Genomic DNA, 26,878 nt, shown 5'->3' on the forward strand with positions numbered 1-26,878 from the left:
CGGTGCAGACCTATCTTGGTGTTGATGAATTTTGCAAACTTGTGCACTTGGAGCGTGAAGTTATCGAAGATATGATAAATCGTGGCGTTTTGAAAACCAAAGAGGAAAATGGAGAAATTTTGATAGAAGCGAGCGAGGGAACAATGAGTGTGGTGCCTAGTGTTTCGCAAAATTTATCTTTGCAACCGCAAGGCCAAGATGGCATCAGCTTTGTTGAAAAGACGATTGGAACGATATTAAATTTACATGAAAAGGTGCTTGACGCAAAGGATGAGACGCTTGAAACCCTAAGAAATGAGAATAAATTTTTAAAAGAGGCGCTCATTTCTATGCAAGAGCTCTATGACGAAGATAGAAAAACGGTCGAGACGCTTACAAAGCAGCTTAAAATTTCACAGGATGAAGTTGAATTTCTAAAACGAAAATACAAGCTCATGTGGAATCAAGCAGTTGAAAATTTTAACGGACAAAAGTAGTTTATGAAGATTATAAATTTAGAGGAAAGCTTTGAAATTTACGGAGTAAAAACTCGTACTAAAAATGAAGACGAGATAGGCGGTGAGGGTAAAATTCCAGCTTTATGGTCTAAATTTATGAGTGAATACTATGATGGCAAGAGTGAAATTTATAGCGTTTACTGCAACTACGAAAGTGATCTTAATGGACATTACTATAACTTCATAGGCACAAGATCATGCCAAAAAGGTGATGAAAATTTAAATATACAAAGCGGAAAGTACGCTCTTTTTAGCTTTGCAAATGAGCCACAAAATGTTGCAAAATTTTGGGGTGAAATTTGGAGATATTTTGAAAGTAGTGAGCTAAAAAGAGCCTATGAAATGGACTTTGAGCTTTACGATAGCGACGAGATAAAAATTTTTATATCTATTTTAGGTTAGGAAAAATGAATAAAAAAAATAATAGTTCAATCTTAAGTTTTATCGAAAATTTTGGTAACAAATTGCCAAATCCAACTATGCTTTTTATCTATCTTTCGATTATTACGATAATAATATCGTTTGTATTAGAAAAGATGGGTGTTGGCGTAAGCTATCAGGCTATCAAAGACGGACAAATATCACAGCTTAATGCAAATGTTATAAATTTGCTTTCTGCTGACAGTCTTAGATCTTTTGTTTCGTCTGTGCTTAAAAATTTTACTAGTTTTTATCCTTTGGGAGTAGTCTTTGCAATTATTCTAGGTATTGGTATCGCAGATAAGTCCGGACTTTTATCAGCACTTATGACAAAGATTGCCTTAAAATCTTCCAAAATATGGGTAACCCCAATCGTTATTTTTCTTGGCGTAATGTCAAATGTTGCTTCCTCGGTTGGCTATGTCGTGCTAATTCCGCTTGGAGCTATTTTATTTGCTGGATTTGGTCGCCATCCAATTGCTGGACTAGCTGCTGCTTTTGCTGGTGTTAGCGGTGGCTGGTCGGCAAATTTATTAATCGGTACAAATGACCCTATGTTTGCGGCATTTTCTATGCAAGCAGCTAGCGTGTTAAATCCGGATTATGTGGTACTAGCAACTGCAAATTGGTATTTTATGATCGCTTCGACATTTTTGATCGTATTTGTTGGCTGGTTTGTGACAGATAAAATCGTAGAGCCTAGGCTTGGAAAATTTGATTTTTTGGGTGATTTTAGCTTACAAGAGCATGGCGAGATAAGTGCAGAGCAAAAACGTGGCTTAAAATTTTCGCTAATAGCGTTGATTGTTTTTGTAATTTTATTGCTTGTGGCTATTTTACCTTCAGGCTCTTTATTTGGAGCAAAAGGCAATGAAAGCTTTATGAAATCTACTTTTATGCATTCTATTGTCGTTTTTATGATGTTACTTTTTATAGTGGTAGGCGTAGCTTACGGTGTAGGCGCTAGGAGTATAAAAAGCAGTAATGATGCCATAAAATTTATGGAGCAATCTATTTCTGAGCTATCAGGATTTTTGGTTTTGATATTTTTCGCAGCTCAGTTTACATATCTTTTTAATACCTCAAATATTGGGCTAGTACTTTCTATAAAAGGTTCTATTTTTCTAAAAGAGGTCGGATTAACTGGACTTAGCCTTATTATAGTTTTTATTTTCTTGATCGCTTTTATAAATTTATTTATAGCTGTTGATTCTGCAAAGTGGGCGATGATGGCTCCGATTTTTGTACCAATGTTTATGAATCTTGGACTCTCGCCAGAGCTTACACAGGCTGCTTTTAGAATAGGCGACTCTACTACAAATATCATAACGCCTTTGATGCCGTTTTTTGTTTTGATAGTAGCTTTTATGCAAAAATACAATAAAGAGTTAAAAATCGGATCAGTTGTTTCTATTATGCTTCCTTATACGGTTGCATTTTTAATTTCTTGGACAGCACTAATGTCGTTTTGGTACATTTTTGATCTACCGCTAGGACCTGGTGCAGTTATACACTATGTAAAGTAAAATTTTAAAAGGAAAGCAATGACATTTTCACAAATAATATTAACCCTTCAAAACTATTGGCAAGAGCAAGGTTGCGTTATACTTCAGCCATACGACATGCCTGCTGGCGCTGGTACTTATCATCAAGCGACTTTTTTAAGAAGCCTCGGACCAAAGCCGTGGGCTACTGCATACGTAGCTCCAAGCCGCCGTCCGACTGATGGCAGATACGGCGAAAATCCAAACCGCCTAGGCGCTTATTATCAGTTTCAAGTACTCATAAAACCAAGCCCAGAAAATATCCAAGAGCTTTATCTAAAAAGCCTTGAAAAACTTGGGTTAAATTTAAAAGATCATGACATCCGCTTTGTCGAGGATAACTGGGAGAGCCCGACTCTGGGCGCTTGGGGACTTGGCTGGGAGGTCTGGCTAGATGGTATGGAGGTGACGCAGTTTACGTATTTTCAACAAGTGGGTGGCATCGCATGTGAGCTGATCTCTGGTGAGATAACATACGGCCTTGAGCGTTTGGCCATGTATCTACAAGATGTAAATAGTGTCTACGACATCGTTTGGGACGACAGGGATGGAAACATCGTAACCTATGCCGACGTTCATAAACAAGGTGAGTATGAGTGGAGTAAATATAACTTTGAAGTAGCAAACGTCGATATGCTTTTTAACCAGTTTGAAAATGCATTTAACGAGTGCAAACGCTGCTTAGAGGCTAAAATTTCACTGCCAGCTTACGACTACTGCATGCTTGCGGCTCACACATTTAACGTCCTTGACGCGCGCGGAGCGATAAGTGTAACGCAAAGGCAAGACTATATCCTAAAAATTCGAGAGCTTGCAAAAGAGTGTGCGCTAACTTATAAAGAGAGCCTAGAGCAAAAGTAAAATTTTATGAAAATAGCTGAAATTTATAAAATTCTAGATGAAATTTGCCCATTTGCGAGCCAAGAGTCCTGGGACAATAGTGGCCTACAAGTTGGCTCATTTGATAGCGAATTTGAGCGAATTTATTTAAGTCTTGATTTAGATAGCGAACTTTTGCAAAATGTCTTGCCAAATTCGCTTATTATCACTCACCATCCACTCATTTTTAAGGGGCTAAAAAGCCTAGACTACAGCTTTTATCCAAGCTCACTCATAAGAGAGATGATGATAAAAAATATCTCGCTTATTTCGCTTCATACAAACGCTGACCTTGCATTTTTAAATGAAAAATTTGTGATGCAGGTTTTGGGGCTTGAAATTTCAAGCAAAGAGGGCTTTTTGATCTACTCTGATGTGAAGATGAAATTTATTGAGCTTTGCAAATTTGTAAAAGAAAAACTTAGGATAGAAAATTTAAGAGTGGTTCATGCAAAAGATGAAATTTCTAAAATTTGTATCTGCACTGGAAGTGGCGGAGATCTCATCCAAGATGTAAAAGCAGACGTCTTTTTAACGGGTGATCTAAAATATCACCAAGCCCTTTATGCAAAGGAAAATGGGCTAAATTTAATCGATATAAATCACTATGAAAGTGAACGTTATTTTGGTGATTTTTTAGCAAAATATTTGCAAAATCTGAAAATTGAAGTTATAATACGCAATTCTAAAAATCCATTTACATATTGCTAACAAAAAAAGGAAACATTATGAATAAATACTTACAACAATTAGTTGAATTATCTGACCTTGATAAACAAATAGATGGCTTTATACCACGCATTCAGGATATAGAAAAGGCTTATAAAAATATAGAAGAAGAGTGCGAAACTATAACGGTTAATATAGAAAGACTAGATGAAGAGGTAAGCGACTTAAAGTCTCAAAAATCAGGCACAAATGCTCATATTGCCGAGTTTAGTGCAAAGATAAAAGATGTAGCTAAAAAAAGCTCAAGTGCAAAAAGCGAAAAGGAGATAAAAGCTCTAAGTCTTGAAGAGGATATTGCAAAAGAGCAACTTGAGGCTGCAAATGAGGAGATCGCTAGACTTGAGAAGCTAATAGATAGTAAAAATAGTCAAAAAGATGAGCTTGGTGCAAAAAAAGCTGAACTTGAAGAGAATTTAAAAAATATAAAAGGCAAAACTTTATCTGAGCTTGAAAATATCGGGAAAGAACGTGAAGAAGTTTATGCTAAAAAAGACAAGCTTATCGCCACTATGAATCAAAAAATTCTCGCATTTTATGAAAAAATTAGAAAATGGGCTCATAACACAGCCGTTGTTCCTGTAAAAAAACAAGCTTGTTATGGTTGCTTTATGCAGATAAATGACAAAACTTTCTCTGCTGTTATCAAGGGCGAAGATATCGTTACATGTCCTCATTGTGGCAGAATTTTATATAAACAAGAGCAATAACACATTTCGTGATAATAATATATTACTTTCTAGCCTCAATACTCTATCTCTTTGGGGCTATCTTTCTATTTATTTTAAGTTTTAAAAAAAAGTATCATAAGTCGATTCCAGCACGTTTTTTCCTCTTTAATAATCCTAAATTTCAAGATGCAGATGTGCATTTTCACGCTTGTTCGTTTGGCGAGGTGCAAGCGCTTAAACCTTTGATACAAAAATTTGACAGTAAAGCCATAAGCGTGGTGACAAATACGGGCTTTGAAGCGGCAAGTAAAATTTGCTCCAACACGAGATTTTTGCCATTTGAAATTTTTTTGCCATTTTGGCTAAAAAAGAGCAAAATTTTAGTTATTTTTGAGGCTGAGCTTTGGCTCATGCTAGTTTTCATGGCAAAGCTAAAGGGTAGCCGTGTAATACTGATAAACGCTAGAATTTCAGATAGAAGCTATAAAAGTTATTTAAAATTTGGCTTTTTTTATAGATATCTTTTTAAATTTATAGACAAAATTTACGTCCAAAGCGAGCTTGATAAAGAGAGGCTAAAGTCGCTTGGAGCAGGTGAAATAGAGGTTGTTGGCAACATAAAAGCTGCGTTTTTGCCAAGCGTGAGTAAAATTTATGAAAAGCCAAAAGCAAGAGTGATCGTGCTGGCAAGTACTCATGCTGGCGAAGAAGAGATGGTTTTAGAAAATTTAAATTTAAAAGAAAATGATCTTTTAATAATCGCACCACGCCATCCTGAGAGGTTCGCAGAGGTTGAGAAGATAGCAGGCGACTACGCTAAAAAGCATGATTTTAGCTTTGCGAAATTTAGTCAAACGTATAAATTTGAAGCTAAAGTAAATTTGCTTGACACTTTAGGTGAGCTTGTAAATGTCTATGCTATTAGCGATATAGTCGTGCTTGGAGGCAGTTTTGTGCCAAATATCGGTGGGCATAATCCAATCGAGTGCGCACAATTTAACCCAGTAATAATAAGTGGCGAGTTTATATTTAACCAAAAGGCGCTATTTAGCCTAGTTGAAAACATCTATATCGCAAAGGCAAGCGAGATCGGTGGCATAATGGGTAGTGATGCTAAAAAGAGCAAGATCGCTGTGCAAGCAAGCGCTGATGCGATCATAGAAGATATAAGGAGCACTTTATGAGTGAAGAAAAAGCGTATAAAATTTTAGCTAAGCAAAAAAATATCTCAAACAACGAGGCAAAGGAGCTAATAGATAGCGGTCTAGTCTATGCTAAAGGCCAAAAAGTGATGATCGCTCGTGCCTTGATGAGTGAAAATACCAAATTTAGCGTTGAAGAGATGCCAAAGCCAAGCATTATTTTTGAGGATGAAAATTTAATAGCCATCAATAAGCCTGCTACCATAACTAGTGAAAAAATCAGTCAAATTTATAAATTTCCACTCCTTCATAGACTCGATAAAGATACGAGTGGCGTGCTGCTTCTTGTAAAAAATAATGAATTCGCAGCGCTTGCCATAAATGAGTTTAAAAAGATGAAGGTTGAGAAAATTTATGTGGCCGCAGTTAGAGGTATTATGAGCGAGGAAGTGGTCGTAAATGAGCCGATCTTAACGATAAAAAATAAAAATGGCGCTTTTTCAAAGATATCAAAAGATGGCAAAGAGGCGATCAGCGAAATTTCACCACTCATGGTTACAGGTAAAAAAACGCTTGTAAAAGTTGCCATAAAAACAGGCAGAACGCACCAGATAAGAGTGCATTTGGCTAGCTTAAATTTACCTATCGTTGGCGATGAGAAATACGGCAAGAATAGGGCAAATAGAATGTTTTTGCATGCCTATTCTATCGCTCTTTTAAACTATAAATTTAAAGCGCCTATCCTAAAAGAATTCAGCTCTCTTGGATTTGAGCTATTTAATAAATTTGAAATTTAAAGAGCAATAAAGAAATTATTTAGTAATATACGCCCTTTAATAACAACTTAGAAAGGTGATTAGTGTTCGAACAAATTAGCGAGTCTTTTAGATTAGCCGTTAGTAAGATACGTTTTATAGATGACGAAAAAGCTCTAAAAAACGCACTTGACGTGCTCAAAAAAGCTCTTTTAAAAGCTGATGTTTATCATAAAGTCACCAAAGATCTACTCACATCTATCGAAAGCGAACTAAAGCAAACTGGTGTTGGTCAAAAGAATTTCTTAGATGCGATCAAATCAAATTTGACGACTATTTTAACAGCTCCTGGCAACCAAGGCTTTGTATATGCGTCAGTTGCACCGACCATTGTTTTAATGGCTGGTTTGCAAGGTAGCGGTAAAACAACGACAACTATAAAACTTGCAAACTATCTAAAACTAAGAAAGAAAAAAGTTTTAGTTGCTGCTTGTGACTTGCAAAGATTAGCGGCAGTTGAGCAGTTAAGGCAGCTTTGCGTTGCAAATGAGATCGATCTTTTTTATATAGAAAATGAAAATAATCCTATAAAAGTAGCTAAAGAAGCACTAGAAAAAGCAAAAAGTGGCCTTTATGATGTGATTTTAGTGGATACCGCTGGTCGTCTTGCGATCGATGAAAAGTTGATGCAAGAGATAAAAGATGTAAAAAATGCAATAAATCCACATGAAATTTTCTACGTAGCTGACGCCATGAGCGGACAAGATGCAGTAAAAACAGCTACAAGTTTTAATGAAATTTTAGGAATTTCTGGAGTTATCCTTTCTAAATTTGACTCTGACTCAAAAGGTGGCGTAGCTATTAGTATTGCAAAACAGCTAAATATTCCACTTAGATTTGTCGGTACCGGCGAGAAAGTAGCTGATATCGAGAGTTTTATACCAGACCGCATTGTAAGCCGTATAATGGGTGAGGGTGACTTAGCTACTTTGGTAGAGAAAACATCGACTATTATCGATGAAAAAGAGGCAAAACGCCTAAATCAAAAGATAAAAAAAGGTCAGTTTAACTTTAATGACTTTTTAGATCAAATGGAAAGCGTTAAAAAGCTTGGTAGCATGAAGTCTTTGATGGGGATGATACCTGGTCTTTCAAATATTGCAAATCAGATAAAAGATATAGATCTTGATAATTCAAAAGAAATTTTACATATTAAGGCTATGATAAACTCTATGACGCAAAAAGAGCGTGAAAATCCTGAACTTTTGAATAATAGTAGAAAAAGACGTTTAGCGGCTGGTTCTGGACTTTCTCAGATAGAGGTAAATCGATTTTTAAAGCAGTTTGAAAATGCCTCAAAACTTGCTAAGAAATTTTCAGGAAAAGGTGGAGCAAAAGGACTTGCAAATATGCTTTCTCAAGCAAATCTTAAAAGACCTGTTTAATAAAAGGGTTTAAATTTGGATATTTGTTATCCAAATTTAAGCTTTATTTAAAAACAAGAGGAGAAATATAATATGGCAACAGTAGTAAGACTAACAAGAATGGGACGTAAGAAAAGACCTTTTTATCGTATAGTTGTTACAGATAGTAGAAAAAGACGTGATAGTGGCTGGATAGAAAGTATTGGCTATTACAATCCTATGGTTGAGCCAAATGTTATAAATTTCAATAAAGAGAGATTAGATTACTGGAAAAGCGTTGGTGCTAAACTTAGCGATAGAGTTGCACAAATTACAAAATAATGGTTAAAAATTTTTTATACGAATATGCCAAGTTGATTGCTGATTTTCCTGATAAAGTAAGTGTTGATCGTCAGGAACTTGGTGAAAATTTTGCTGAGATAATTATAAGTGCAGACAAGGTTGATACAGGAAAACTTATCGGTAAAGATGGCAAAATGATAAACGCTATAAAGACCGTTATTATTGGTTGTAAAGCCAAAGATAATACAAGTTATAGGGTAACGGTAAAAGCTATTGAATAGTGATATTGTTGAAGTCGCTACCATCGGAAAATGTGTTGGTTTAAAGGGCTACTTAAAGCTTCACAATAATAGCGACTTCCCAGAACAGTTTAAAAAAGGTGCAACCTTTTTTGACAAAAACAATGATCAGCTCGTCATAAAAGACTATAATAGACAAAAAGAGCTGGTTTTATTTGAAAATTTTGATGACTTAGATCTTGCTAAAACGCTTGTAAATAGAACTATATATACCACAAAAGAGCTCACTAGAAAAAACTGCAAATTAAAAAAAAATGAATTTTTTCAGTTTGATATTATTGGCTTAAAAGTTATAGAAAATGGTGAAATCTTGGGTATTGTAGAAGATATCCAAGATAATTTTGCAAATTCACTTTTATATATAAAAACAGACGAAGAGCTTACCTTGGGTGGTAAACCAAATAATTTTTACATTCCATATTTAGAGCATTTTATTATAAGTGTAAATTTGAATAGTGGAGAGATTTTGGTAAAGGGTGCTAGAGCCATTTTAGAAAATTCATGACATTTACGTTTATTACACTTTTTGAAAATTTAGTTAAACCTTATTTTTGTGATTCTATTTTAAAACGTGCAATTGGTAATAAAATTATTGAAATTGATTTTATAAATCCAAGAAATTTTACTAAGGATAAGCATAATAAAGTTGATGATTATATGATCGGAGGTGGAGCAGGGCTTTTGATGTTTCCACAGCCTTTGGATGAATCGATTAAATTTTTAAAAGAAAAAGATAAAAATGCTCATGTGATATTTTTAACGCCAGCTGGTAAAAGATTTAATCAAAATGACGCAAAGAGGCTCTCCAAAAAAAAACATATTTGTTTTGTTTGTAGTAGATATGAAGGCCTTGATGAACGAGTTGTTGAGCTTTGGGCGGATGAAGTTTTTTGCATAGGCGATTTTGTTTTAACTGGCGGAGAGCTTCCTGCGCTTTGTATGAGTGATGCAATATCAAGAAATGTACCTGGAGTTTTAGGAAATGACATGAGCCTTGAAGTTGAGAGTTTTGAGGATAATTTGCTTGAGGCTCCATCTTTTACAAAGCCTGATAATTTTAGATCAATCTTTGTGGTTTCAGAGTTTTTAAAGGGTAACCATGCTAAAATCCACACTTTAAAAAATAAGATGGCTCACTGCAAAACAAGGTTTTTTCGCCCTGATTTATATCAAAAGCTTAAGCCACATAAATAAGGAAAAACATGAGAAATAAATACATTGAAGCATTTGAAAATGCTCAAATTGCTAGTAAAAATATTCCTGACTTCCGTGCAGGAGATACATTGCGTGTTGCTACTCGTATTCACGAAGGCGATAAAACTAGAATTCAAAATTTTGAAGGCATTTGTATAGCTAGACGTGGTAGCGGTACTGGTGAAACATTTATCATTAGAAAAATTGGCGCTAATAGTGTTGGCGTTGAGAGAATTTTTCCAATTTTTAGTGATTCTATCGAAGAGATAAAAGTTCTTAGAAAAGGTCGTGTTAGAAGAGCTAAATTATTCTATCTACGTGACCTTCGTGGTAAAGCTGCTAAAATCCGCGAACTTAGAAAATAATCTTACTATCTGTCCTGAAGCCTATTCAGGACTTTTCAACCTTTTTAAATCTAATTTCTATTTTCTGTTAAATATTTTTATCGTTTTTAATATTAATAAAAATCCATTTATTTTTTACCACTATATAAAAATTTAAAATATATAAAAAATTTCTATATAAAGTTTCAGATACCTTATCTTATATACTAAATTTATTTATTTTCTACTTCTTCTTATTTGTATACCAAAATAAAAAAATAACACAACAAAGAATTACTCCAAACATTATTGATACAACTATCATAGTAGCATTTTTAGTTTCATTAAATGGTAAGCCTTGTGTATTCATGCCAAAAAAACCAGTTATCAGATTTAGTGGCAGCATTACAGCTGATATCATTGTCAAAATGTAAATATTTTGATTGATTTTGTCGTTTTTTATACTTTGTATAAATGTATAAATATCATCTATTCTGCAGGCATATTCATTGGCCATTGTTCTAAAAACATTTGCCTCATGAGTACTATTTTTAAGCTCTTTTTTTAAATTTTGTTGCTCGCTCTGACAAATCGAAAGTGTCTCATAAAAGTGAGATATCTTGTTTTGAAATTTTCTAATCTCGTATTTTAAAAAGTGGTGTCTTTTGATAAATTGATTAAAGTTTTTTCGACTAGCATAAATTTTTTCATACTCATTTAGCTCATCTTGATGCTCTAAAATTTTATTTGCATATTCATTACATAGTTTTTTAAGGGCCGCTTCAAACTCGTTTTTATCGCATTCGTGATCAAAATCTTCTTTGTAAATTTTGCTATTTTTAAATAAAAATTTATAGCTTTGTTTTTGTGTGAAAGAAACAAGTAAAATATAGTCGTATTCATCGCCATAAAAATATCCACAAACTGAACTTTTATAGCTCATTTTTTACCCTTTTAGCATAAAAATTTTTCTTAAATTTGGTAAATTCGCTAGCCTCGATCGCCTCTCTCATTTCTTTCATCAAATTTAGATAGTAGTGCAGGTTGTGAAGGCTTGCTAGTCTAAAAAACGTTAGCTCCCTAGCCTTAAAAAGGTGGTTTAGGTAGCCTCTGGAGTAGCGTTTGCAGGTATAGCACTGACACTGTGGGTCGATTGGCGCGTGGTCGTTTATAAATTTGGCTGATTTTATATTTATCTTGCCAAAGCTAGTAAATAGCGTGCCGTTTCTTGCGTTTCTAGTTGGCATGACGCAGTCAAACATATCAACGCCTCTCTCCACGTTTTCTACAAGATCTTCTGGTGTGCCAACGCCCATTAGATAGCGAGGTCTAAGCTCATCCATAAATGGCATAACTGCCTCAACCGTGTCATACATCGCCTCATTGCTCTCGCCAACGCTTAGCCCACCTATCGCAAGGCCGTCAAATGGCATCTCGTTTAGCGCCTGCGCGCAAAATTTACGTGCCTCATAGTCGGTGCCGCCTTGGACGATGCCAAAGATATTTTGCTGCAAGCCAACGCCCCTGCTTTGCATAAATTTGTGATAATCAATCGCCTCTTTTGCCCATTTTATCGTTCGTTTTATGCTTAGATCGATTCTTTTTGGCTCAGCAGGCAAGGCGACCAGATCATCAAGCATCATCATAATGTCGCTACCTAGATCGTACTGCGTATCAAGAACGGATCTTGGCGTAAAATAGTGCGTGCTGCCGTCGATATGGCTTTTAAATTTTATCCCACCATCGTCGTTTTTGGTGTTTGATCTAAGCGAGAATGCCTGAAATCCACCGCTATCTGTTAAAAAAGAGCGCTCAAACTTAGAAAATCCATGAAGTCCGCCAAACTCGCGCACGACCTTGCTTCCGGGGCGCAGATACATGTGGTAGGTGTTTGCTAAGATTATCTTTGCGTCTAAAATTTCACTCATATCAAAGGCGTCTAAGCTTTTAACCGCACCAACCGTGCCAACTGGCATAAAAACTGGCGTTTGAATCTCGCTGTGGGCTGTCTTTAGTACGCCACGTCTTGCGTTATCATCTTTTTTTATAACTTCAAATTTCATTGTTATCCCTTATTTTCTGATTTTCTATTTTAACAAATTTATAATATAATCCGCTAATTTTAAGGCAAAGGAACTTTTTGCAAAAGAGAAATGACATCATTTTTACCAAAGCAAATAGCACTCAGACTATAAAATTTATAGGTGAGTTTAGCTATAAAGATGCGAAAAATTTACAAGGTATTTTTAAGAAAATTTCGCGATTTAGAGGTAGTGTTAAATTTGATTTTTGTGAGCTCAAAAGCATTGATTACGCTGTTTTGATACTTTTAAGAAATGCACTAAGCGGTAAGAAATTTGAGATTATTACAAATGACGAGAAGATAAGGGCGATGGGCGAACTTTTAAATGATGAAAAGATCGATTTTAATTATATGCCACCGCATAATAGTCTAAATTTTTTCTCACGACTTGGTGAAAAAATTTGTGAAGGTTTTGTAAATTTAGCTGAGTTTGGTACATTTTTGGGCGAATTTTTGATAAAAAGCGTAAAAATTTTATTTAATCCAGCCAGTCTTAGATTTAGGGAATTTAGCAACTATATAAAAGATGGTGGCGTAAATGCTGTTTTTATCGTATCACTCACCGCTTTTTTGATAGGTGTCGTGCTTGCGTATCTTGGTAGTGCGATGCTTGCAAACTTTGGGGCAAGTATATTTATAGTCGAGATCATGGGGATGCTTACGCTTAGAGAAGTGGCTCCGCTTATAGCTGCTATCGTTATTGCAGGTAGGTCAGCTTCCAGTTTTACTGCACAAATAGGTGCTATGAAGCTAACTGAAGAGATAGATGCGATGAAGACGATGGGGTTTGAGCCGTTTAACTTTTTGGTACTGCCGCGCATCATCGCCATGGTGCTTTGCATGCCAGTCATCATCTTTATAGCTGATGCGATAAGTATTTTGGGGCAGATGATCATTTGTCAAACGATACTTGATATCAGTTTTAGTGACTATCTAAATAGATTTCGTGAGATGGTTGAGCTTAGACATTTTACCGTTGGTATGATAAAAGCTCCATTTTTTGGTGCGGTAATAGCGATCATTGGGTGTATGAGAGGTTTTGGTGTGAGTCAAAACGCCCAAAGCCTTGGAGCAATGACAACAGTTAGCGTCGTAAATGCGATATTTTGGGTTATCGCGCTTGATGCCTTTTTCGCGATAATTTTTATGTGGCTAAAGATATGAACGAGATAATAGTTGGAAAAAACATAACAACAAGTTATGGCGACAAGATAATGCACGATAATGTGAGCTGGAGCGTTAAAGAGGCTGAAATTTACGGCTTTTTAGGCGGTAGTGGTGCTGGTAAAACGACGCTTATGAAGACGATGATATATCTAAAAAAGCCAAGCGAGGGCGATATATTTTTTGATGGCGTCAATATGTGGAAAAGTAGTCAAGAGGAGCAGCAAGAGATAAAGCTAAAAAGTGGAACGATGTTTCAATTTGGCGCACTCTATAGCTCGATGACGATCCTTGATAACGTGGGCGTTTTGCTTCATGAGTACTCTAAATTTAACAAACGTCAGATTGATGAGATAGCGATGTTTTGGATACAAAAAGTTGGACTCAAAAAAGAGGTTTCTATGCTTTATCCAAGTGAGCTAAGTGGTGGTATGAAAAAAAGAGCCGCGCTAGCAAGGGCTTTGGTTCTAAGCCCAAGGGTGCTATTTTTAGATGAGCCAAACAGCGGCCTTGATCCTGTTAGCTCACGCCAGATGGACGCGCTCATAAAAGAGCTTCGTGATAGTATCGGCGTGACTGTTGTCATGGTGACTCATGATGCTGATAGTATTTTTGATATTTTGGATAGATTTTTGATAATAGATAACAAAAAAATAGCCTTTGAGGGAAATATAAAAGAGCTTGAATATCTTAAAAACAACCCACTTGAAGAGCTATTTAAAATGAGGAAAAAGTAGATGGAAAATAGAAATTCTTATACCATTGTTGGCATGTTTTTTATGGCTTGCCTTACAGTATTTGCGATATTTATCTGGTGGATGACTAGCAAAAACAACACAAAGGTTGATTTTAAAGAGTACTACATCCATACAACCGAGCTACCAAGTGGTCTAAAGGTTGATTCAACAGTTAAATTTATCGGTGTACCAGCTGGAACGGTCAGTAATATAAATTTTGTTGATGATAAAAACGCTCTTATAAATATCACGATGAAGATAAGAGAAGATCTGCCGATCAAGGCTGACAGTATTGCAAGTATTGAAGTTCAGGCTATTAGTGGCGTTGCTAGTATAAATATAAGCCGTGGCACTAAGGATTTTTCACCAGATCAAAAGCCTATCTTGCAGCTTGAAGAGAGCTTGTTTTCAAAACTTGGAAACAATGCAGAAAACATCACTTTAAAGATAAATCAAACACTCGATAAAGTAGATAACTTTTTCTCTCCTGAAAATATCGAACACGTTGAGTCGATCCTTAAAAATATTGATAAATTTACACAAGTTTTAACAGATGAGGAGGGGCTAAGTGAGGTTGATAGTATCGTTAAAAATGTGAAAAATTTTACAGATAGTTTAAACAAAACCGACACAAAAGAGCTTGTTAAAAATTTAAACACTCTAATTTCAAATGCAAACCAAGTTTTTATATCGGCAAATTCGGCTATTAATGGATATAATTCGTTGCAAGAACTTATCACCGCAAAAGCAAAAGACGGCGAGTACGACCTTAGAAATACAGTTGGACCGTTATTAAGAGAAGCGAGTGATTTTTTAAATGGATTTGACAAGACGCTTCGGGAGTTTAGAGGTGCGCTTCAAAGACTCGAAGATAATCCTTACGAGTTTTTCTTCACAAATCCGGTCTTAAACGACAAAGGAGATAAGAAATGAGAAATTTGATATACATAGCGGCTGCTTTTTTCTTTTTTGGCTGCTCACTAAAGACAGATGTACCGCAAGCTACGATGTATGAAATCCACTATTCAAACAAAGAGTGCTCAGCTGAAAACAAGCAAAAAGAGCTAAAAAATGTCTTTATCGAAAATGTGAGCGCCCTTGATATGGTCGATACTAGAAAAATTTTGATCGTGGCTGAAAATAATAAAATCAGATATCTAAGTGATGCTAAATTTGTCTCTGAGCCAAGCGAAATGGTCTATAAATCGCTTGTAAAAGGGCTTTATTCAAACTGTGCTGCTAAGCCGATATTTTCACCAAATGCAAAAGATCTTAGACTAAAAGTAAGCATCATCTCTCTTCAAATAAGAGGCGACAAGGCCGAAGTTTCGCTAGCTTATGAGCTGTTTAATGCAAACACTTCGCTAAAATCAGGCATGATCACAAAAGAAATTTTCTGCCCAGATCCAAGCTCAAGTACTATTTTTGATACGATAAATAAGGCTACAAATTTAGCAATCGACACACTAATCTCTGAAATAATCTCTTAAATTTTCTTGGCTGTAAATTTCTAAATTTATAGCCAAAATAGCTTATTTTAAAGACCTTTTGTTATAATGTGAGCTTTAAAATACGGAGAATTGATGAAGAAAATTTTAATAATCGCAGATGGAACTTTTGCAAGAAATTTTTTAAACAGACTGCTTGAAACAAAATCAAATTTACATCACTATATCGTTGTTTCAAGCGAAGATTACAGCCAAAAATCAAATTATGAAAATTTTACATTTTACCAGTTTGATCCAACTAGTCTTTCAAAGCTAAAAAGCATAAGTGATGGCTATTTTAGTCAGTTTTGTATAGTTTGTGATGATAAAAATGAGGCGGTTGCTGTTTATGAAAATTTAAGACAGATCAGCACAAAGACCGAGACTGTTTTTATGAGCTCATGGGAGCTTGATGAAAAATGCAAAGAAATATTTGCAAACGATAAACACTTAAGCGTGGTTGATATCAGAGATATTGCAGCATCAAGGCTTATGGACTATTTACCAGATCTGCCGGTTTTAGCTGATAATATCGGGCTTAGTGAGGGCGAGATCATGGAAGTTAAGGTGCCAATAGGTAGCTCTTATATGTACCGTCACATTAGCTCAGTAGCTCAAAAGAAATGGCGAATAGCTCTCATATATCGAGGCAGCGAGATCATCTTGCCAAAGCCAAATGTAATGATACAGCCAAGCGATATTTTACTAATTGTCGGCGATCCAAACGTACTTCAAAATGTTTACCGCTCGATCAAGCGTGAAAGTGGACAGTTTCCAAGCCCGTTTGGTAGCAATATCTATGTGCTGATCGATATGATCTCAATGGATAAAGAACGTGTTAGCAAGCTCATAAATGATAGCTTGTATTTGCATTCAAAGCTAAATAATAAACGCCTTTTTTTTAGAGTGATAAATCCAACTTTAGGTGAAAATTTAGATACTTTAAAAGCGATAAAAGAGAAAAGTATCATCGTTTTGATGGATTATTTTAATAGTGATAACAAATCTATAAAATATGATGTTTTAAAGCACGACATCGGCCTAATCTTAAGCGATGATAAATACTTTTTTAAATTTAAAAAGCTGTTTTACGAGCTAAAACTTCCAGTGCTAAAAACGGGTAAAATTTTGCTCTCAAATATAAAAGAGGGCGTGATACTAGGCGATCAAAGTCAAGAAGTGGAGAATCAATCAGCTGTGATAACTGACTGCTGTGCACAGCTTGATTTGGAGATGAAATTTTACTATTTTGACAATAAACACAGCGATGATGAGGCGTTAAGAGAGCATTTTGAGAGCATTAGCGCGCTATTTTCTAAGCGTATAAAGATAGAAAATCATAATCTTAAAAATCCGCTTGTAAAACTAAAAAATACAAAAGATTTGCTTCATTTTGTAATGTTTACTAAAAGCGTGGCAAATGGTGGGGCATTTGCCTTTTTATCGACAAATTTAAATAGGCTTTATAAAAAACTAAGCCAAAATGCACAGCTTTTTGTGCCAGTAAGTGAGTAAAAATGCAGATAAATTTAAATCTTAAAGAAAAAGCGTCAAGCTATAAAATTTATATAAACGAGCTTGAGAGACTAGAACTAAAAGGCAAGGTTGGTATCGTTACAAATGCTAAAGTGGCCGGTCTTCACCTTGAAAAACTACTTAGCGTTCTAAAGTGCGATGAGAAATTTATCATAAGCATTCCTGACGGCGAAGAGTATAAAAATTTAAAGACGTTAGAACAAATTTTAGAGCAGCTTTTTGTTAGTAAATTTGATCGCTCATCTACGCTAATCGCCTTTGGTGGTGGCGTCATAAGCGACATGACTGGCTTTGCGGCGAGCATTTATGAAAGAGGGATAAATTTCATAAATATCCCAACTACACTTTTGGCACAAGTTGATGCGAGTGTGGGCGGAAAGACCGGTGTGAATAACAAATTTGGTAAAAATTTAATAGGCTCATTTTGTCAGCCAAAAGCAGTTTTTTGCGAGATAAATTTCTTAAAAACGTTGCCAAAAAGAGAATTTGCAGCTGGCGTGGCTGAGGCTTTAAAAATGGCGATAACTTTTGACAAAGAGATGTTTGATTGGCTAAAGATCGTAAATTTAGATGATGAAAATTTAGCCAAGCTAGTCGAAAAGTCGGTAATTTTAAAAGCAAAAGTGGTTGAGCAAGATGAGAAGGAAAAGGGGCTAAGAGCTATCCTAAACTACGGCCATACCTTTGCTCACGTTATAGAAAATGAGACAAATTATAAAGAATTTTTACACGGCGAAGCGGTGGCAATAGGCATGAATATGGCAAATCGCTTAAGTGTAAGACTAGGGCTCATGAGCGAGGCAGAAGCAGAGGGTGTCAAACAGGTTTTGGTAAAATTTGGCCTTCCAGTAAGCTACAAAATAGAAAATGAATATGCATTTTACGAGGCATTTTTTATGGATAAAAAGACAAAAGATGATAAGATAAATTTCATCATTGCAGATAAAATCGGCAGTGCGATCATCAAAAATGACGTCAAAAAAGAAGACGTTTTAAAAATTTTAAGAGAATTTAAATGAAAAAGATCCTAGTTTTAATACTTTTTTGCTTTGCCCTTTATGCTGAAGAAAACGTTACGCTTGAGCAAAATATCTCGCAAAATTTACAAAATAACGAGCTTATAAAAGATATTTCAAATCTAGATAACTCCTTAAAAAACAATATCTGGATCACAAGATATGCTAACTATAACACTTATCAAAGGCTTATTGATGAGCTTGAAAAAAACGAGAATGAACTAAAGAAACTGGACAAAAGCTCAAGAAGAGGCAGCGATATCATAAAGAGAATCCAAACTCTAAAAGAGCAGATAAATTTACTAAAAGAGTATGAAAAGACGCCATTTTCAAATATGCTAGCAGCTCCTGAAATGGATACTCCACCAAGGATAACAAGTCCTGTTGCACTTATATCTGGCTTTTCGTATATCAAAAAGATAAAGAGCGATAAGATCGAGTATCAAAGGCATATAAAAGAGCTTGATACGCTTTTGGAAAAGCTTGAAACAAAAGAAAATTTACTAAATAGACTAAATTTGATAGAAGAAAATGAACAAAATAGGGAAAGTCTAAACTTGGTAAAACAAGAAATAGGCGACTTTAAAGCGGCAAAACAGATTGCTGATACAACTTATAATGTCTATGAAAAAAGGGCTGATGAGGCTATAAATTTAACCACCTCTGATATAAAAGCTCAGTTTTTAAGTATGGGCTATACAGCTATCATCATTCTTTTGACTATCGGACTAACCTTTATCGCCAAATTTATCGTTAAAAGAACAATTACTGATAATGAGAGATTTTACACGGTCAATAAATTTTTAAACGTTTTAAATATCACCGTTATCATTATAATCTTACTTTTTTCGTATATCGAAAACGTCACATATCTAGTAACCGTGCTAGGTTTTGCTTCAGCTGGTATCGCCATTGCGATGAAAGATATGTTTATGAGCATGCTTGGTTGGATGGTGATCATGTTTGGTGGCTCTATACATGTAGGTGACAGGATAAGGGTGCTTCATGATGGTAGTGAATTTGTAGGTGATGTGATCGACATCTCTTTACTTAGGCTGACCGTTTTTGAGGATGTTAGCTACTCGACTTATAAGACAAACCGCCGTGCAGGTAGAATTATCTTTGTGCCAAATAACTATATCTTTACCGACCTCATCGCAAACTATGCTCATTATGGTATGAAGACCGTTTGGGATGGTATAGATATCGTTATTAGCTTTGATAGTAATCATAAAAAAGCTGTGTATCTAGCAAGAAATGTCGTTAAAAAATACTCAAAAGGCTATACTGATATCGCAAAACGTCAAATGAATAAATTAAGAAGCCAATACAGTATCAAAAATCCAAATGTCGAGCCAAGAATTTATACATTTTTTGAGCCTTATGGTATAAATGTCTCATGTTGGTATATGGCAAATTCTTATGCGACTTTGGCTCTTAGAAGCACTATTAGTGCAGAGATAATAGAGGCATTTTTATCTCAAGATGATATAAAGATCGCTTATCCAACACAAACCATGTTTATAGGTAAAAAAGAAAATCCAAGCGATCATACCGCTCACAGTGAGCAAGAGAGCGAAAATTCTTAATGCAAAAGATATTTTTTAAAACATTTGGATGTCGCACAAATATCTATGATACTGAGCTTTTAAAAAGCTACATCAAGGACTACGAGATCACAAACGACGAAGAGAGCGCTGATATTGTGGTCATAAACTCGTGCACTGTTACAAATTCTGCCGATAGCGGTGTCAGAAACTACATAAACGGCGTAAAAAGGCGTGGGGCAAAGGTGGTGCTGACTGGATGTGGTGCGGTTAGCAAGGGCAAAGAGCTATTTAATAGCGGTATATTTGGCGTGCTTGGAGCTAGTAAAAAGAGCGATCTAAATGAGCTTTTAAAGCAAGAAAAGCCATTTTTTGAGCTTGGAAATTTAAACTCAGTTGATAAAAATATAGTTACAAATTACGAAAATCACACAAAGGCTTTTATAAAAATTCAAGAAGGCTGCAACTTTAGCTGCAGCTACTGCATCATCCCTTCAGTGCGCGGCAGGGCTAGAAGCATGGATGAGGCTATGATATTAAAAGAGGCAAAGATTTTAGCTCAAAACGGATATAATGAGCTTGTGCTAACTGGCACGAATATAGGCAGTTACGGTAAAGATACAAATAGCTCTCTTGGTAAGCTTTTGGCGAACTTGGGTAAAATTTCTGGCATTAGACGTATTCGGCTCGGAAGTATTGAGCCAAGCCAGATAGATGAGAGCTTTAGAGAAATTTTAAAAGAAGAGTGGCTGGAGCGTCATTTGCACATCGCGCTTCAGCACACGAGTCAGGCGATGTTAAAGATCATGCGAAGACGAAATAACGCATTTAGCGATTTGGAGCTTTTTAATGAGCTTAGCTCACTTGGCTTTGCCCTTGGTACGGACTATATCGTGGGTCATCCTGGTGAGAGTGAGGAAATTTGGGCAGAGGCTGTGGAAAATTTTAAGAAATTTCCTATCACACATCTGCATGCTTTTGTCTATTCGCCAAGGCGTGATACGCACTCAGCAACGCTAAAAAGCAACGTTAGTGGCGATGTGGCAAAAGGTAGGCTAAAAATTTTACAAGGCATTACTTTGCAAAATAATGAAAATTTTAGAAAAAAACATAACGGAGCTTTGAAAATTTTAGTCGAGCAAAAAAATGGTGAATTTTACGAAGGTTTTGATCAGTTTTACAACAAAGCTAAAATTTTAAGCCAAAAAGATATAACAAAAGAGTGGGTGGAGGTAAGCGAATATGAAGTTAAGCCAGATGCCAATTATGCAAAAATTTAAATTTAATAAAAAAAATATCCTAATAATCGCAGCTATCGCATTAATCAGCGTGCTGTTATTTGCCGTTAGCAAAGAGCCACGAAATATCACATATTCGCAATATATGCAGCTAATGGATGGAAATTTTATAGACCGCGCTGTAATAAATGATGATGAAGTCGTGCTTTATGCACAAAACAATCGTTTTTCAATCATAAAAGAGGGCATCGATCTAAAAGAGCTTATTAAAAAAGTGCCTGTTGAAAAGACTAAGCAATACATCACTCCTGGCATGATCTGGGGTTTTATCATCTTTGTCTGCTTCGTGCTTTGGTACGCTTATATCTTTAGAAGTATCAGGAAAAAAGAGGAGGGCTTGCTTAGCAAAAAAGAGGGCGCATTTGAGATAGAAAGCGTGCTAAATCAAAACACTATGCCAGTCATCTCAAATGTGAGATTTAGCGATGTGGCAGGTATTAGTGAGGTCAAAAGCGAGCTTAGCGAGATAGTTGATTTTCTAAAAAATCCACAAAAATATAGAAATTTTGGTATTAAAATGCCAAAAGGCGTACTGATGATCGGCCCTCCAGGCGTTGGTAAGACGCTTGTAGCAAAGGCAGTTGCTGGCGAAGCAAATGTACCATTTTTTTATCAAAACGGTGCAAGCTTTGTTCAAATTTATGTTGGCATGGGTGCAAAAAGAGTACGAGAACTTTTTAGTAGAGCCAAGTCCTATGCGCCCTCAATCATCTTTATCGACGAGATAGACGCCGTTGGTAAGAGCAGGGGTGGGACTAGAAACGACGAGCGAGAAGCCACTCTAAATCAGCTACTAACCGAGATGGATGGCTTTGAAGATAACTCGGGCGTCATAGTGATAGCCGCAACAAACAGGATCGAAATGATCGACGAGGCACTACTTAGATCAGGGCGTTTTGATAGGAGAATTTTTCTTTCTATGCCTGATTTTAACGACAGAGTAGCGATCTTAAACACATATCTAAAAGATAAAAACTGCGAAGTGGCCGCTGAGGATATCGCCAAAATGAGCGTTGGCTTTTCAGGTGCGGCACTTAGTACGCTTGTAAATGAAGCTGCGATAAATGCCCTAAGAAACGGCGAGAGCGTGCTTAAGATAAGGGACTTTGAGGCTGTTTTAAACAAGGTCTTGCTCGGCAAGAAAAAGGTTTTAAGCTACAGCGAGAGTGAGAAAAAAATCCAAGCCGTCTATCAAGGTGCAAAGGCGCTTAGTGCATACTGGTTTGATGTAAAATTTGAAAAAATTTCACTCATTGAAGACCGCTTTATGGCAACCGAGCAAGAGATCGAGTCTAAGTCGCAGATGATATCTCGCATTAAAGTATTAATCTCTGGCATGTGTAAGCTTGAAATAGATGAAAATGATATTTTTTCAAACTCGAGCAGTGATCTAAATTTAGCCAAAGAGATCGCATCAAAAATGGTTTATGAATACGGTATGGGAAGTTCATTTGTCCCTAATCCAAATGATGTAGAAGAAATTTTAAAACAAGCAAAAGAAGAGATTATGTCTTTTTTAAAGGGTGCAAACGAGCAGATTGCAAAGATCAGTTCATATCTGCTAGCGTACGAGAGTGTAGATAAAGAGACGCTGGCAAAAATTTTAAACGAAAACTATTAAAGGAGAAAAAGTGAAAGCAAAAATAGGTATATTAACTCTCTCAGACCGTGCAAGCGAAGGAACATATGAGGACAAATCAGGCCCAGCGATCAAAGATGTGCTTGATAGCTGGATAGTGAGCGAGCGTGAGTACTTTTACGAGGTTATACCAGATGAGTTTGAGCTGATAAAAGAGAGGCTTGTGCACATGGTGGACGTGCTTGGCTGCGACCTTGTGCTAACTACTGGCGGTACTGGGCCAGCTCTTAGAGATGTGACACCAGAGGCTACTGAGGCGGTTTGCGAGAAGATGATGCCAGGCTTTGGCGAGCTAATGAGAGCTGCAAGCCTGCAATACGTCCCAACAGCGATCCTATCACGCCAAACAGCAGGCATCAGAGGGCACGCGCTCATCATAAATTTACCAGGTCAGCCAAAAGCGATAAAAGAGTGCTTGGAGCCGGTATTTCCAGCGGTGCCATACTGCATTGACTTGATTGAGGGGGCATTTATTAAAACTGACGAAAATGTCATGAAAGTATTTCGTCCAAAACAAAAGAAAATTTCGTAAATTAGTTTATCAAAGAGGCTAAATTTAAAGCCACTGCTTTTATGGATAGGCAGTGGTTTTTTATTAAAATTTAGCTTTTTGTGTGTTAACTTATTTTAAGCTAGAACAGGTTATATCTCCATGTTTAGTCGCATTTGTTTTTTGTCATCTTTTCACTTCTTTAGTTTATTGATGCTTTTGTACTCTTACTATATGTGTTACCAGGCTTTATAGCACTACATATACTAGATATAAAATGGTTATATCACTAGAAAAATTAGTAAAATTTTATGTATTATTTTATATAAAATTTAAGCATTGTAAGCTAAATTTGCTCGTTTTTGCTCTCTGTTATCTTTTTTATAAGCTCTAGATCGCCGTTCATTGCTAGGCTCATAAAACAAACGCCACTTGCGCCAGCTTTTATGGCCTCTTTGTAGTTTTTGCTATCTAGTCCGCCAAGTGCGTAAATTTCTTTATAAAAGCTTTTTAGCTCGCTTATAAAATTTACCCCTTTTGGCTCTAGGCCTTCTTTGCAAGGAGTAGCAAATATATGAGAAGCAACTAGCACGTCAGCGATAGAGGCTGAAATTTTAGACTGCTCTAAGTCGTGAGCTGGGGCGTAAATTTTAGCTGTTTTTTTAAATTCATCCAAAAAAATGCTGTGATTTTTAAAAAAGTTAAGCTGTGCTGAAGTGAGCCAAAAGTTGCTCTTTAGCCTGCAAGCTACGTCAAAAAATTGATTAATGATAAATTTCTTGCGGTAGTTTTCACAAATTTGAGCCACAACCTTAGCAAGATCGTAAAAATTAGCCTCGCTTAGCCCCTTTGCGCGAAGTAAAATTTCATCCACGCCAGCCTTGCAAAGTAGCTGAATTCTCTTTAAAAAGTCATCACCCTCATAGCTTTCAAAGTCAGCCACGCAGAGAATTTTAAACATAGACATACTCGCTCATTAATGGCTCTAGTCCGTTTGCTTTTATCATTGCTTTTATCTCATCCACGCTTCTGTTGTCACTTATCTCAAACTGCTCGTCACCCTTTTTCTCTTCGCCGTGAGCGCCGATGCTTACTTTTACGCCAGCACTTATTTTATTTGCGGCGATCTTTATGGCGTTATCGCGAAATTTCGCCTTTTCTCTGGTTGAGATAGTTATGCTAGCTGTTGGCATGAAAATTCTATAAGCGCAGATCACTTGCAAAAGTTCGCGCTCACCCACGTCACGTGGATTGATGCGGTTGTTGTTGATGATAGGGCGAAGTCTTGGGCATGAAAATGCGATCTCAGCGTGTGGATACTTTTCCTGAACTAAGCTTGCGTGAAGTGCAGTCGCAAAGGCATCAAGTCTAAAGTCATCTATGCCAAGAAGTGCGGCAAAGCCAACCCCTCTCATGCCTCCAAGAAGCGCTCGCTCTTGCGCATTTATGCGGTATGGGAAGATTCTTTTGTTGCCACCAAGGTGAATTTTCTCGTATTTTGTGGGATTATAGGTCTCTTGAAAGACGGTCACATAGTCCACGCCGCTTTTGTGAAGCAGAGCGTAGCCGTCTGAGTTTAGCGGGTAAATTTCAACCCCAACGACTTTAAAAAATTTCTTTGCCAAAGCGCAGGCATTTGCGATGTAGGCGACACTTGAGTTGGTCTCGCTCTCGCCAGTTAGGATCAAAATTTCTTCTAAGCCGCTCTTTGAAATTTCTCTTAGCTCCCTTGTGATCTCCTCGTCGCTTAGCTTTGCCCTTTTTATATTATTTTTAGCATTAAAACCGCAATAAACGCAGAGGTTATCGCAGTAGTTTGCTATGTAAAGCGGTGTAAAAAGCGTGATGTTTGAGCCAAAATTTGCCCTTGTTTTTGCCTGGGCAAGCTGGGCGATTGGCTCTAAAAATGGCACTGCAGCAGGCGAGAGCAGGGCTTTTAAATTTTCAAGCGAGCAGTGCTTTGCATTAAGAGCTGCCTTTACGTCAGCCTCGGTGTAAATTTCAGGTTTGTAGTTCGCGCGCTCTTTTAAAATTTCATCCATGATCTCACTGCCAACGTCCTGCATGTGAGGTAGTAGCTGCATGTGGTCGGTTCTTGTAAATTTCATCAGTCTAAAAATCCAGTGAGCGGAGATGAGGCGTTTGCGCTTTTACTCTTTGCACCAAGGCCTGCTAGATAGGCGTTGCGACCAGCGATGATCGCCTCTTTGAAAGCTCTTGCCATGAGCGGGATGTTTTTAGATGAGGCTATGGCTGTGTTTGCCATGATCGCAGCCGCTCCCATCTCCATCGCTTCGCACGCTTGTGAGGGCCTACCGATGCCTGCATCAACTATGATCTGCGTATCAAGCTCGTTTATCAAAATCTCAATGATATCTTTAAAAACTAGCCCTTGGTTTGAGCCAATTGGTGCAGCTAGAGGCATGATGCAGCTAGCTCCTGCGCTTAGCATCGCTCTTGCGGCATTTAGATCTGGAAACATATATGGCATTGGCACAAAGCCGTCATTTGCCAAGGCTTCGCACGCTTTTATGGTTTCAGCGTTGTCTGGAAAGAGAAATTTAGAGTCAGTTATGATCTCTATCTTAACAAGCTCGCCGCATCCAAGCTCACGTGCGAGCTGGGCGATACGAACGGCCTCTTTGGCGTTTCTAGCGCCACTTGTGTTTGGCAGAAGCGTCACGCCTTTTGGGATAAAGTCAAGTATATTGCGCTCTTTACTCTCGTTTATGCGCCTAAGAGCAAGGGTTAAAATTTGCGCGCCAGCCTCGTTTACGGCTGAGTCGATGAGCTCGTGCGAGTACTTGCCAGAGCCAAGGATAAAGCGGCTTTGAAACTCTTTGCCACCAAGGATCAAGCTATCATTTTGCAACTTACGCCTCCAAACCCATAAGTAGCCTAATGGCCAAATTTGCCTCATGATTTGCGCAGATTGCCACGCGTGGCGCCATCAGCCCCTGACCGATCTTTGCTTCATTTGTGAGGTCACCGCAAAGATAGACATTTTTGGCAAATTTTATGGTTTTTATGAGATTTGAGCTAAAGTATCCAGCCATGCCAGAGGCGCCGATGATCTTTTTATCTTTTAAGCTTGCCCCAGCTTCATTTAGTATCATCGCCTTGCCAGCAACGTTGTCAAAGGCTTCGCATAAAATTTCGCACTCGCCAAATACGCTAGCCACGTTTTTTTCGTCCAAAAATATATCGTGAGTCTCGACTTCGACAAAGGGATTGACGTCATTTATCAGCTCTTTAAGCGCCTGTGTCTTTTTTAAGCCGATGTGGCGGACGAAATACTGCTGGCGGTTTAGATTGCTTGGCTCAACGACGTCAAAGTCGGCAAGCACTAGCTTTTTTACGCCAACTCTTGCAAGGCTTAGCGCGATATTTGAGCCAAGACCACCAAGTCCAGCTACGCCGATCACTGCTTTACTTAGGGCTAAATTTAGTTCAGGGCTGTTTCTTGAAGCGATCATCGCGCGTAAAACTTCACGCTCAGGCATCACGCCACGCCTTATAAATACGACGTTTGAGCCATCTTTTAGCTCGCTATCTTCTTTTATGGCAAAGCCATCAACGATAAAAATATCTGGCTTTGTCGCGTTAAATTTCTCTAAAAATTTATAAATTTCACTCTCTTTATCGCCAAGAGCAAGCTCTTTTAGCTCGCCAAGGCTTTTTACCGGCACCTTAAATTTTGCGCCGTTTAATACAATCTCTATCAT

At 37.1% G+C, this 26,878-nt stretch carries 30 protein-coding genes; 24 read left to right on the forward strand and 6 right to left on the reverse strand.

What is annotated here, in order from left to right; translation table 11 throughout:
• Positions 1-2: 2 nt before the first annotated feature.
• The 14 genes from MTT30_RS03050 (at position 3) to rplS (ending at position 10,198) form a co-directional block, all read left to right on the forward strand.
• On the forward strand, positions 3-476 hold the full coding sequence (locus MTT30_RS03050; RefSeq protein WP_084041391.1) for a DUF3972 domain-containing protein: 474 nt from the start codon (positions 3-5) through the stop codon (positions 474-476).
• A 3-nt stretch (positions 477-479) separates the two neighbouring features.
• The gene (locus MTT30_RS03055) at positions 480-899 is read left to right on the forward strand and encodes a GyrI-like domain-containing protein (protein ID WP_429800944.1); all 420 of its coding nucleotides are present in this window, start codon (positions 480-482) and stop codon (positions 897-899) included.
• Positions 900-904: 5 nt separating this feature from the next.
• Entirely contained in the window at positions 905-2,443 is a 1,539-nt protein-coding gene (locus MTT30_RS03060; protein WP_429800945.1) for an AbgT family transporter, read from the forward strand.
• Between the two features lie 18 nt (positions 2,444-2,461).
• On the forward strand, positions 2,462-3,322 hold the full coding sequence (gene glyQ / locus MTT30_RS03065) for a glycine--tRNA ligase subunit alpha (protein ID WP_021090594.1): 861 nt from the start codon (positions 2,462-2,464) through the stop codon (positions 3,320-3,322).
• 6 nt (positions 3,323-3,328) lie between these two features.
• Positions 3,329-4,051, forward strand: coding sequence for a Nif3-like dinuclear metal center hexameric protein (locus MTT30_RS03070; protein WP_429800946.1), 723 nt, complete (start codon positions 3,329-3,331; stop codon positions 4,049-4,051).
• Positions 4,052-4,068: 17 nt separating this feature from the next.
• Positions 4,069-4,776 (forward strand): zinc ribbon domain-containing protein, encoded by a 708-nt coding sequence (locus tag MTT30_RS03075; RefSeq protein WP_429800947.1) that lies wholly within the window; start codon positions 4,069-4,071, stop codon positions 4,774-4,776.
• 8 nt (positions 4,777-4,784) lie between these two features.
• Positions 4,785-5,921 (forward strand): lipid IV(A) 3-deoxy-D-manno-octulosonic acid transferase, encoded by a 1,137-nt coding sequence (gene waaA, locus MTT30_RS03080; RefSeq protein ID WP_429800948.1) that lies wholly within the window; start codon positions 4,785-4,787, stop codon positions 5,919-5,921.
• The gene (locus MTT30_RS03085; protein ID WP_429800949.1) at positions 5,918-6,676 is read left to right on the forward strand and encodes a pseudouridine synthase; all 759 of its coding nucleotides are present in this window, start codon (positions 5,918-5,920) and stop codon (positions 6,674-6,676) included. The genes waaA and MTT30_RS03085 overlap by 4 nt, the downstream gene beginning before the upstream one ends.
• 62 nt (positions 6,677-6,738) lie before the next feature.
• Positions 6,739-8,079 (forward strand): signal recognition particle protein, encoded by a 1,341-nt coding sequence (gene ffh, locus MTT30_RS03090; RefSeq protein ID WP_429800950.1) that lies wholly within the window; start codon positions 6,739-6,741, stop codon positions 8,077-8,079.
• Positions 8,080-8,151: 72 nt separating this feature from the next.
• Complete coding sequence (gene rpsP, locus MTT30_RS03095; protein WP_009293992.1) at positions 8,152-8,379, forward strand: 30S ribosomal protein S16; 228 nt, start codon at positions 8,152-8,154, stop codon at positions 8,377-8,379.
• Complete coding sequence (locus tag MTT30_RS03100; RefSeq protein WP_072594183.1) at positions 8,379-8,621, forward strand: KH domain-containing protein; 243 nt, start codon at positions 8,379-8,381, stop codon at positions 8,619-8,621. The genes rpsP and MTT30_RS03100 overlap by 1 nt, the downstream gene beginning before the upstream one ends.
• Entirely contained in the window at positions 8,614-9,144 is a 531-nt protein-coding gene (gene rimM, locus MTT30_RS03105; RefSeq protein WP_429800951.1) for a ribosome maturation factor RimM, read from the forward strand. Before MTT30_RS03100 ends, rimM begins: the two co-directional genes overlap by 8 nt.
• Positions 9,141-9,833 carry a tRNA (guanosine(37)-N1)-methyltransferase TrmD gene (trmD, locus tag MTT30_RS03110; RefSeq protein ID WP_429800952.1) on the forward strand — a complete coding sequence of 231 codons (693 nt, stop codon included), beginning with the start codon at positions 9,141-9,143 and terminating at the stop codon, positions 9,831-9,833. Before rimM ends, trmD begins: the two co-directional genes overlap by 4 nt.
• 8 nt (positions 9,834-9,841) lie before the next feature.
• Entirely contained in the window at positions 9,842-10,198 is a 357-nt protein-coding gene (gene rplS / locus MTT30_RS03115; protein ID WP_021090978.1) for a 50S ribosomal protein L19, read from the forward strand.
• A gap of 202 nt (positions 10,199-10,400) precedes the next feature.
• Here the strand turns inward: rplS and MTT30_RS03120 are convergent, their stop codons facing one another.
• Together MTT30_RS03120 and tgt are read right to left on the reverse strand one after the other, a co-directional pair.
• Positions 10,401-11,099: a CorA family divalent cation transporter gene (locus MTT30_RS03120; RefSeq protein ID WP_429800953.1), complete on the reverse strand. Its 699-nt coding sequence runs from the start codon at positions 11,097-11,099 to the stop codon at positions 10,401-10,403.
• Positions 11,089-12,219, reverse strand: coding sequence for a tRNA guanosine(34) transglycosylase Tgt (tgt, locus tag MTT30_RS03125; RefSeq protein WP_429800954.1), 1,131 nt, complete (start codon positions 12,217-12,219; stop codon positions 11,089-11,091). Before tgt ends, MTT30_RS03120 begins: the two co-directional genes overlap by 11 nt.
• 77 nt (positions 12,220-12,296) lie before the next feature.
• Here tgt and MTT30_RS03130 point away from each other — a divergent pair, with 77 nt between their 5' ends.
• The 10 genes from MTT30_RS03130 (at position 12,297) to mog (ending at position 23,195) form a co-directional block, all read left to right on the forward strand.
• A complete protein-coding gene (locus tag MTT30_RS03130) occupies positions 12,297-13,403 on the forward strand; it encodes an MlaE family ABC transporter permease (protein WP_429800955.1) in 1,107 nt (368 codons plus the stop codon).
• Complete coding sequence (locus MTT30_RS03135; RefSeq protein ID WP_087585848.1) at positions 13,400-14,140, forward strand: ABC transporter ATP-binding protein; 741 nt, start codon at positions 13,400-13,402, stop codon at positions 14,138-14,140. The genes MTT30_RS03130 and MTT30_RS03135 overlap by 4 nt, the downstream gene beginning before the upstream one ends.
• On the forward strand, positions 14,141-15,073 hold the full coding sequence (locus MTT30_RS03140) for an MlaD family protein (RefSeq protein ID WP_429800956.1): 933 nt from the start codon (positions 14,141-14,143) through the stop codon (positions 15,071-15,073).
• Positions 15,070-15,630 carry an ABC-type transport auxiliary lipoprotein family protein gene (locus tag MTT30_RS03145; protein WP_148798557.1) on the forward strand — a complete coding sequence of 187 codons (561 nt, stop codon included), beginning with the start codon at positions 15,070-15,072 and terminating at the stop codon, positions 15,628-15,630. Before MTT30_RS03140 ends, MTT30_RS03145 begins: the two co-directional genes overlap by 4 nt.
• A 93-nt stretch (positions 15,631-15,723) precedes the next feature.
• Positions 15,724-17,142: a COG3400 family protein gene (locus MTT30_RS03150; RefSeq protein ID WP_429800957.1), complete on the forward strand. Its 1,419-nt coding sequence runs from the start codon at positions 15,724-15,726 to the stop codon at positions 17,140-17,142.
• A 2-nt stretch (positions 17,143-17,144) separates the two neighbouring features.
• Positions 17,145-18,182, forward strand: a complete 1,038-nt coding sequence (gene aroB, locus MTT30_RS03155) for a 3-dehydroquinate synthase (protein ID WP_087577007.1) — start codon at positions 17,145-17,147, stop codon at positions 18,180-18,182.
• Entirely contained in the window at positions 18,179-19,768 is a 1,590-nt protein-coding gene (locus tag MTT30_RS03160) for a mechanosensitive ion channel domain-containing protein (protein WP_429800958.1), read from the forward strand. The genes aroB and MTT30_RS03160 overlap by 4 nt, the downstream gene beginning before the upstream one ends.
• Positions 19,768-21,006, forward strand: a complete 1,239-nt coding sequence (gene mtaB / locus MTT30_RS03165; protein ID WP_429800959.1) for a tRNA (N(6)-L-threonylcarbamoyladenosine(37)-C(2))-methylthiotransferase MtaB — start codon at positions 19,768-19,770, stop codon at positions 21,004-21,006. Before MTT30_RS03160 ends, mtaB begins: the two co-directional genes overlap by 1 nt.
• Positions 20,993-22,645 carry an ATP-dependent metallopeptidase FtsH/Yme1/Tma family protein gene (locus MTT30_RS03170; protein WP_429801803.1) on the forward strand — a complete coding sequence of 551 codons (1,653 nt, stop codon included), beginning with the start codon at positions 20,993-20,995 and terminating at the stop codon, positions 22,643-22,645. The genes mtaB and MTT30_RS03170 overlap by 14 nt, the downstream gene beginning before the upstream one ends.
• Positions 22,646-22,655: 10 nt before the next feature.
• Complete coding sequence (mog, locus tag MTT30_RS03175; RefSeq protein WP_429800960.1) at positions 22,656-23,195, forward strand: molybdopterin adenylyltransferase; 540 nt, start codon at positions 22,656-22,658, stop codon at positions 23,193-23,195.
• Positions 23,196-23,499: 304 nt separating this feature from the next.
• On the opposite strand, the gene MTT30_RS03180 is transcribed toward mog, so the two are convergent.
• Genes MTT30_RS03180 through thiF form a run of 4 tightly spaced genes read right to left on the reverse strand, consistent with a single transcriptional unit; the run spans position 23,500 to position 26,878 of the window.
• Complete coding sequence (locus MTT30_RS03180) at positions 23,500-24,120, reverse strand: thiamine phosphate synthase (RefSeq protein WP_429800961.1); 621 nt, start codon at positions 24,118-24,120, stop codon at positions 23,500-23,502.
• Positions 24,107-25,261 (reverse strand): 2-iminoacetate synthase ThiH, encoded by a 1,155-nt coding sequence (gene thiH / locus MTT30_RS03185; protein WP_429800962.1) that lies wholly within the window; start codon positions 25,259-25,261, stop codon positions 24,107-24,109. The genes MTT30_RS03180 and thiH overlap by 14 nt, the downstream gene beginning before the upstream one ends.
• Positions 25,261-26,073 carry a thiazole synthase gene (locus MTT30_RS03190; RefSeq protein ID WP_374220221.1) on the reverse strand — a complete coding sequence of 271 codons (813 nt, stop codon included), beginning with the start codon at positions 26,071-26,073 and terminating at the stop codon, positions 25,261-25,263. The genes thiH and MTT30_RS03190 overlap by 1 nt, the downstream gene beginning before the upstream one ends.
• The gene (gene thiF / locus MTT30_RS03195; RefSeq protein ID WP_429800963.1) at positions 26,027-26,878 is read right to left on the reverse strand and encodes a sulfur carrier protein ThiS adenylyltransferase ThiF; all 852 of its coding nucleotides are present in this window, start codon (positions 26,876-26,878) and stop codon (positions 26,027-26,029) included. The genes MTT30_RS03190 and thiF overlap by 47 nt, the downstream gene beginning before the upstream one ends.

Source organism: Campylobacter concisus (genome assembly GCF_050447445.1).
Taxonomy (GTDB): domain Bacteria; phylum Campylobacterota; class Campylobacteria; order Campylobacterales; family Campylobacteraceae; genus Campylobacter_A; species Campylobacter_A concisus_BI.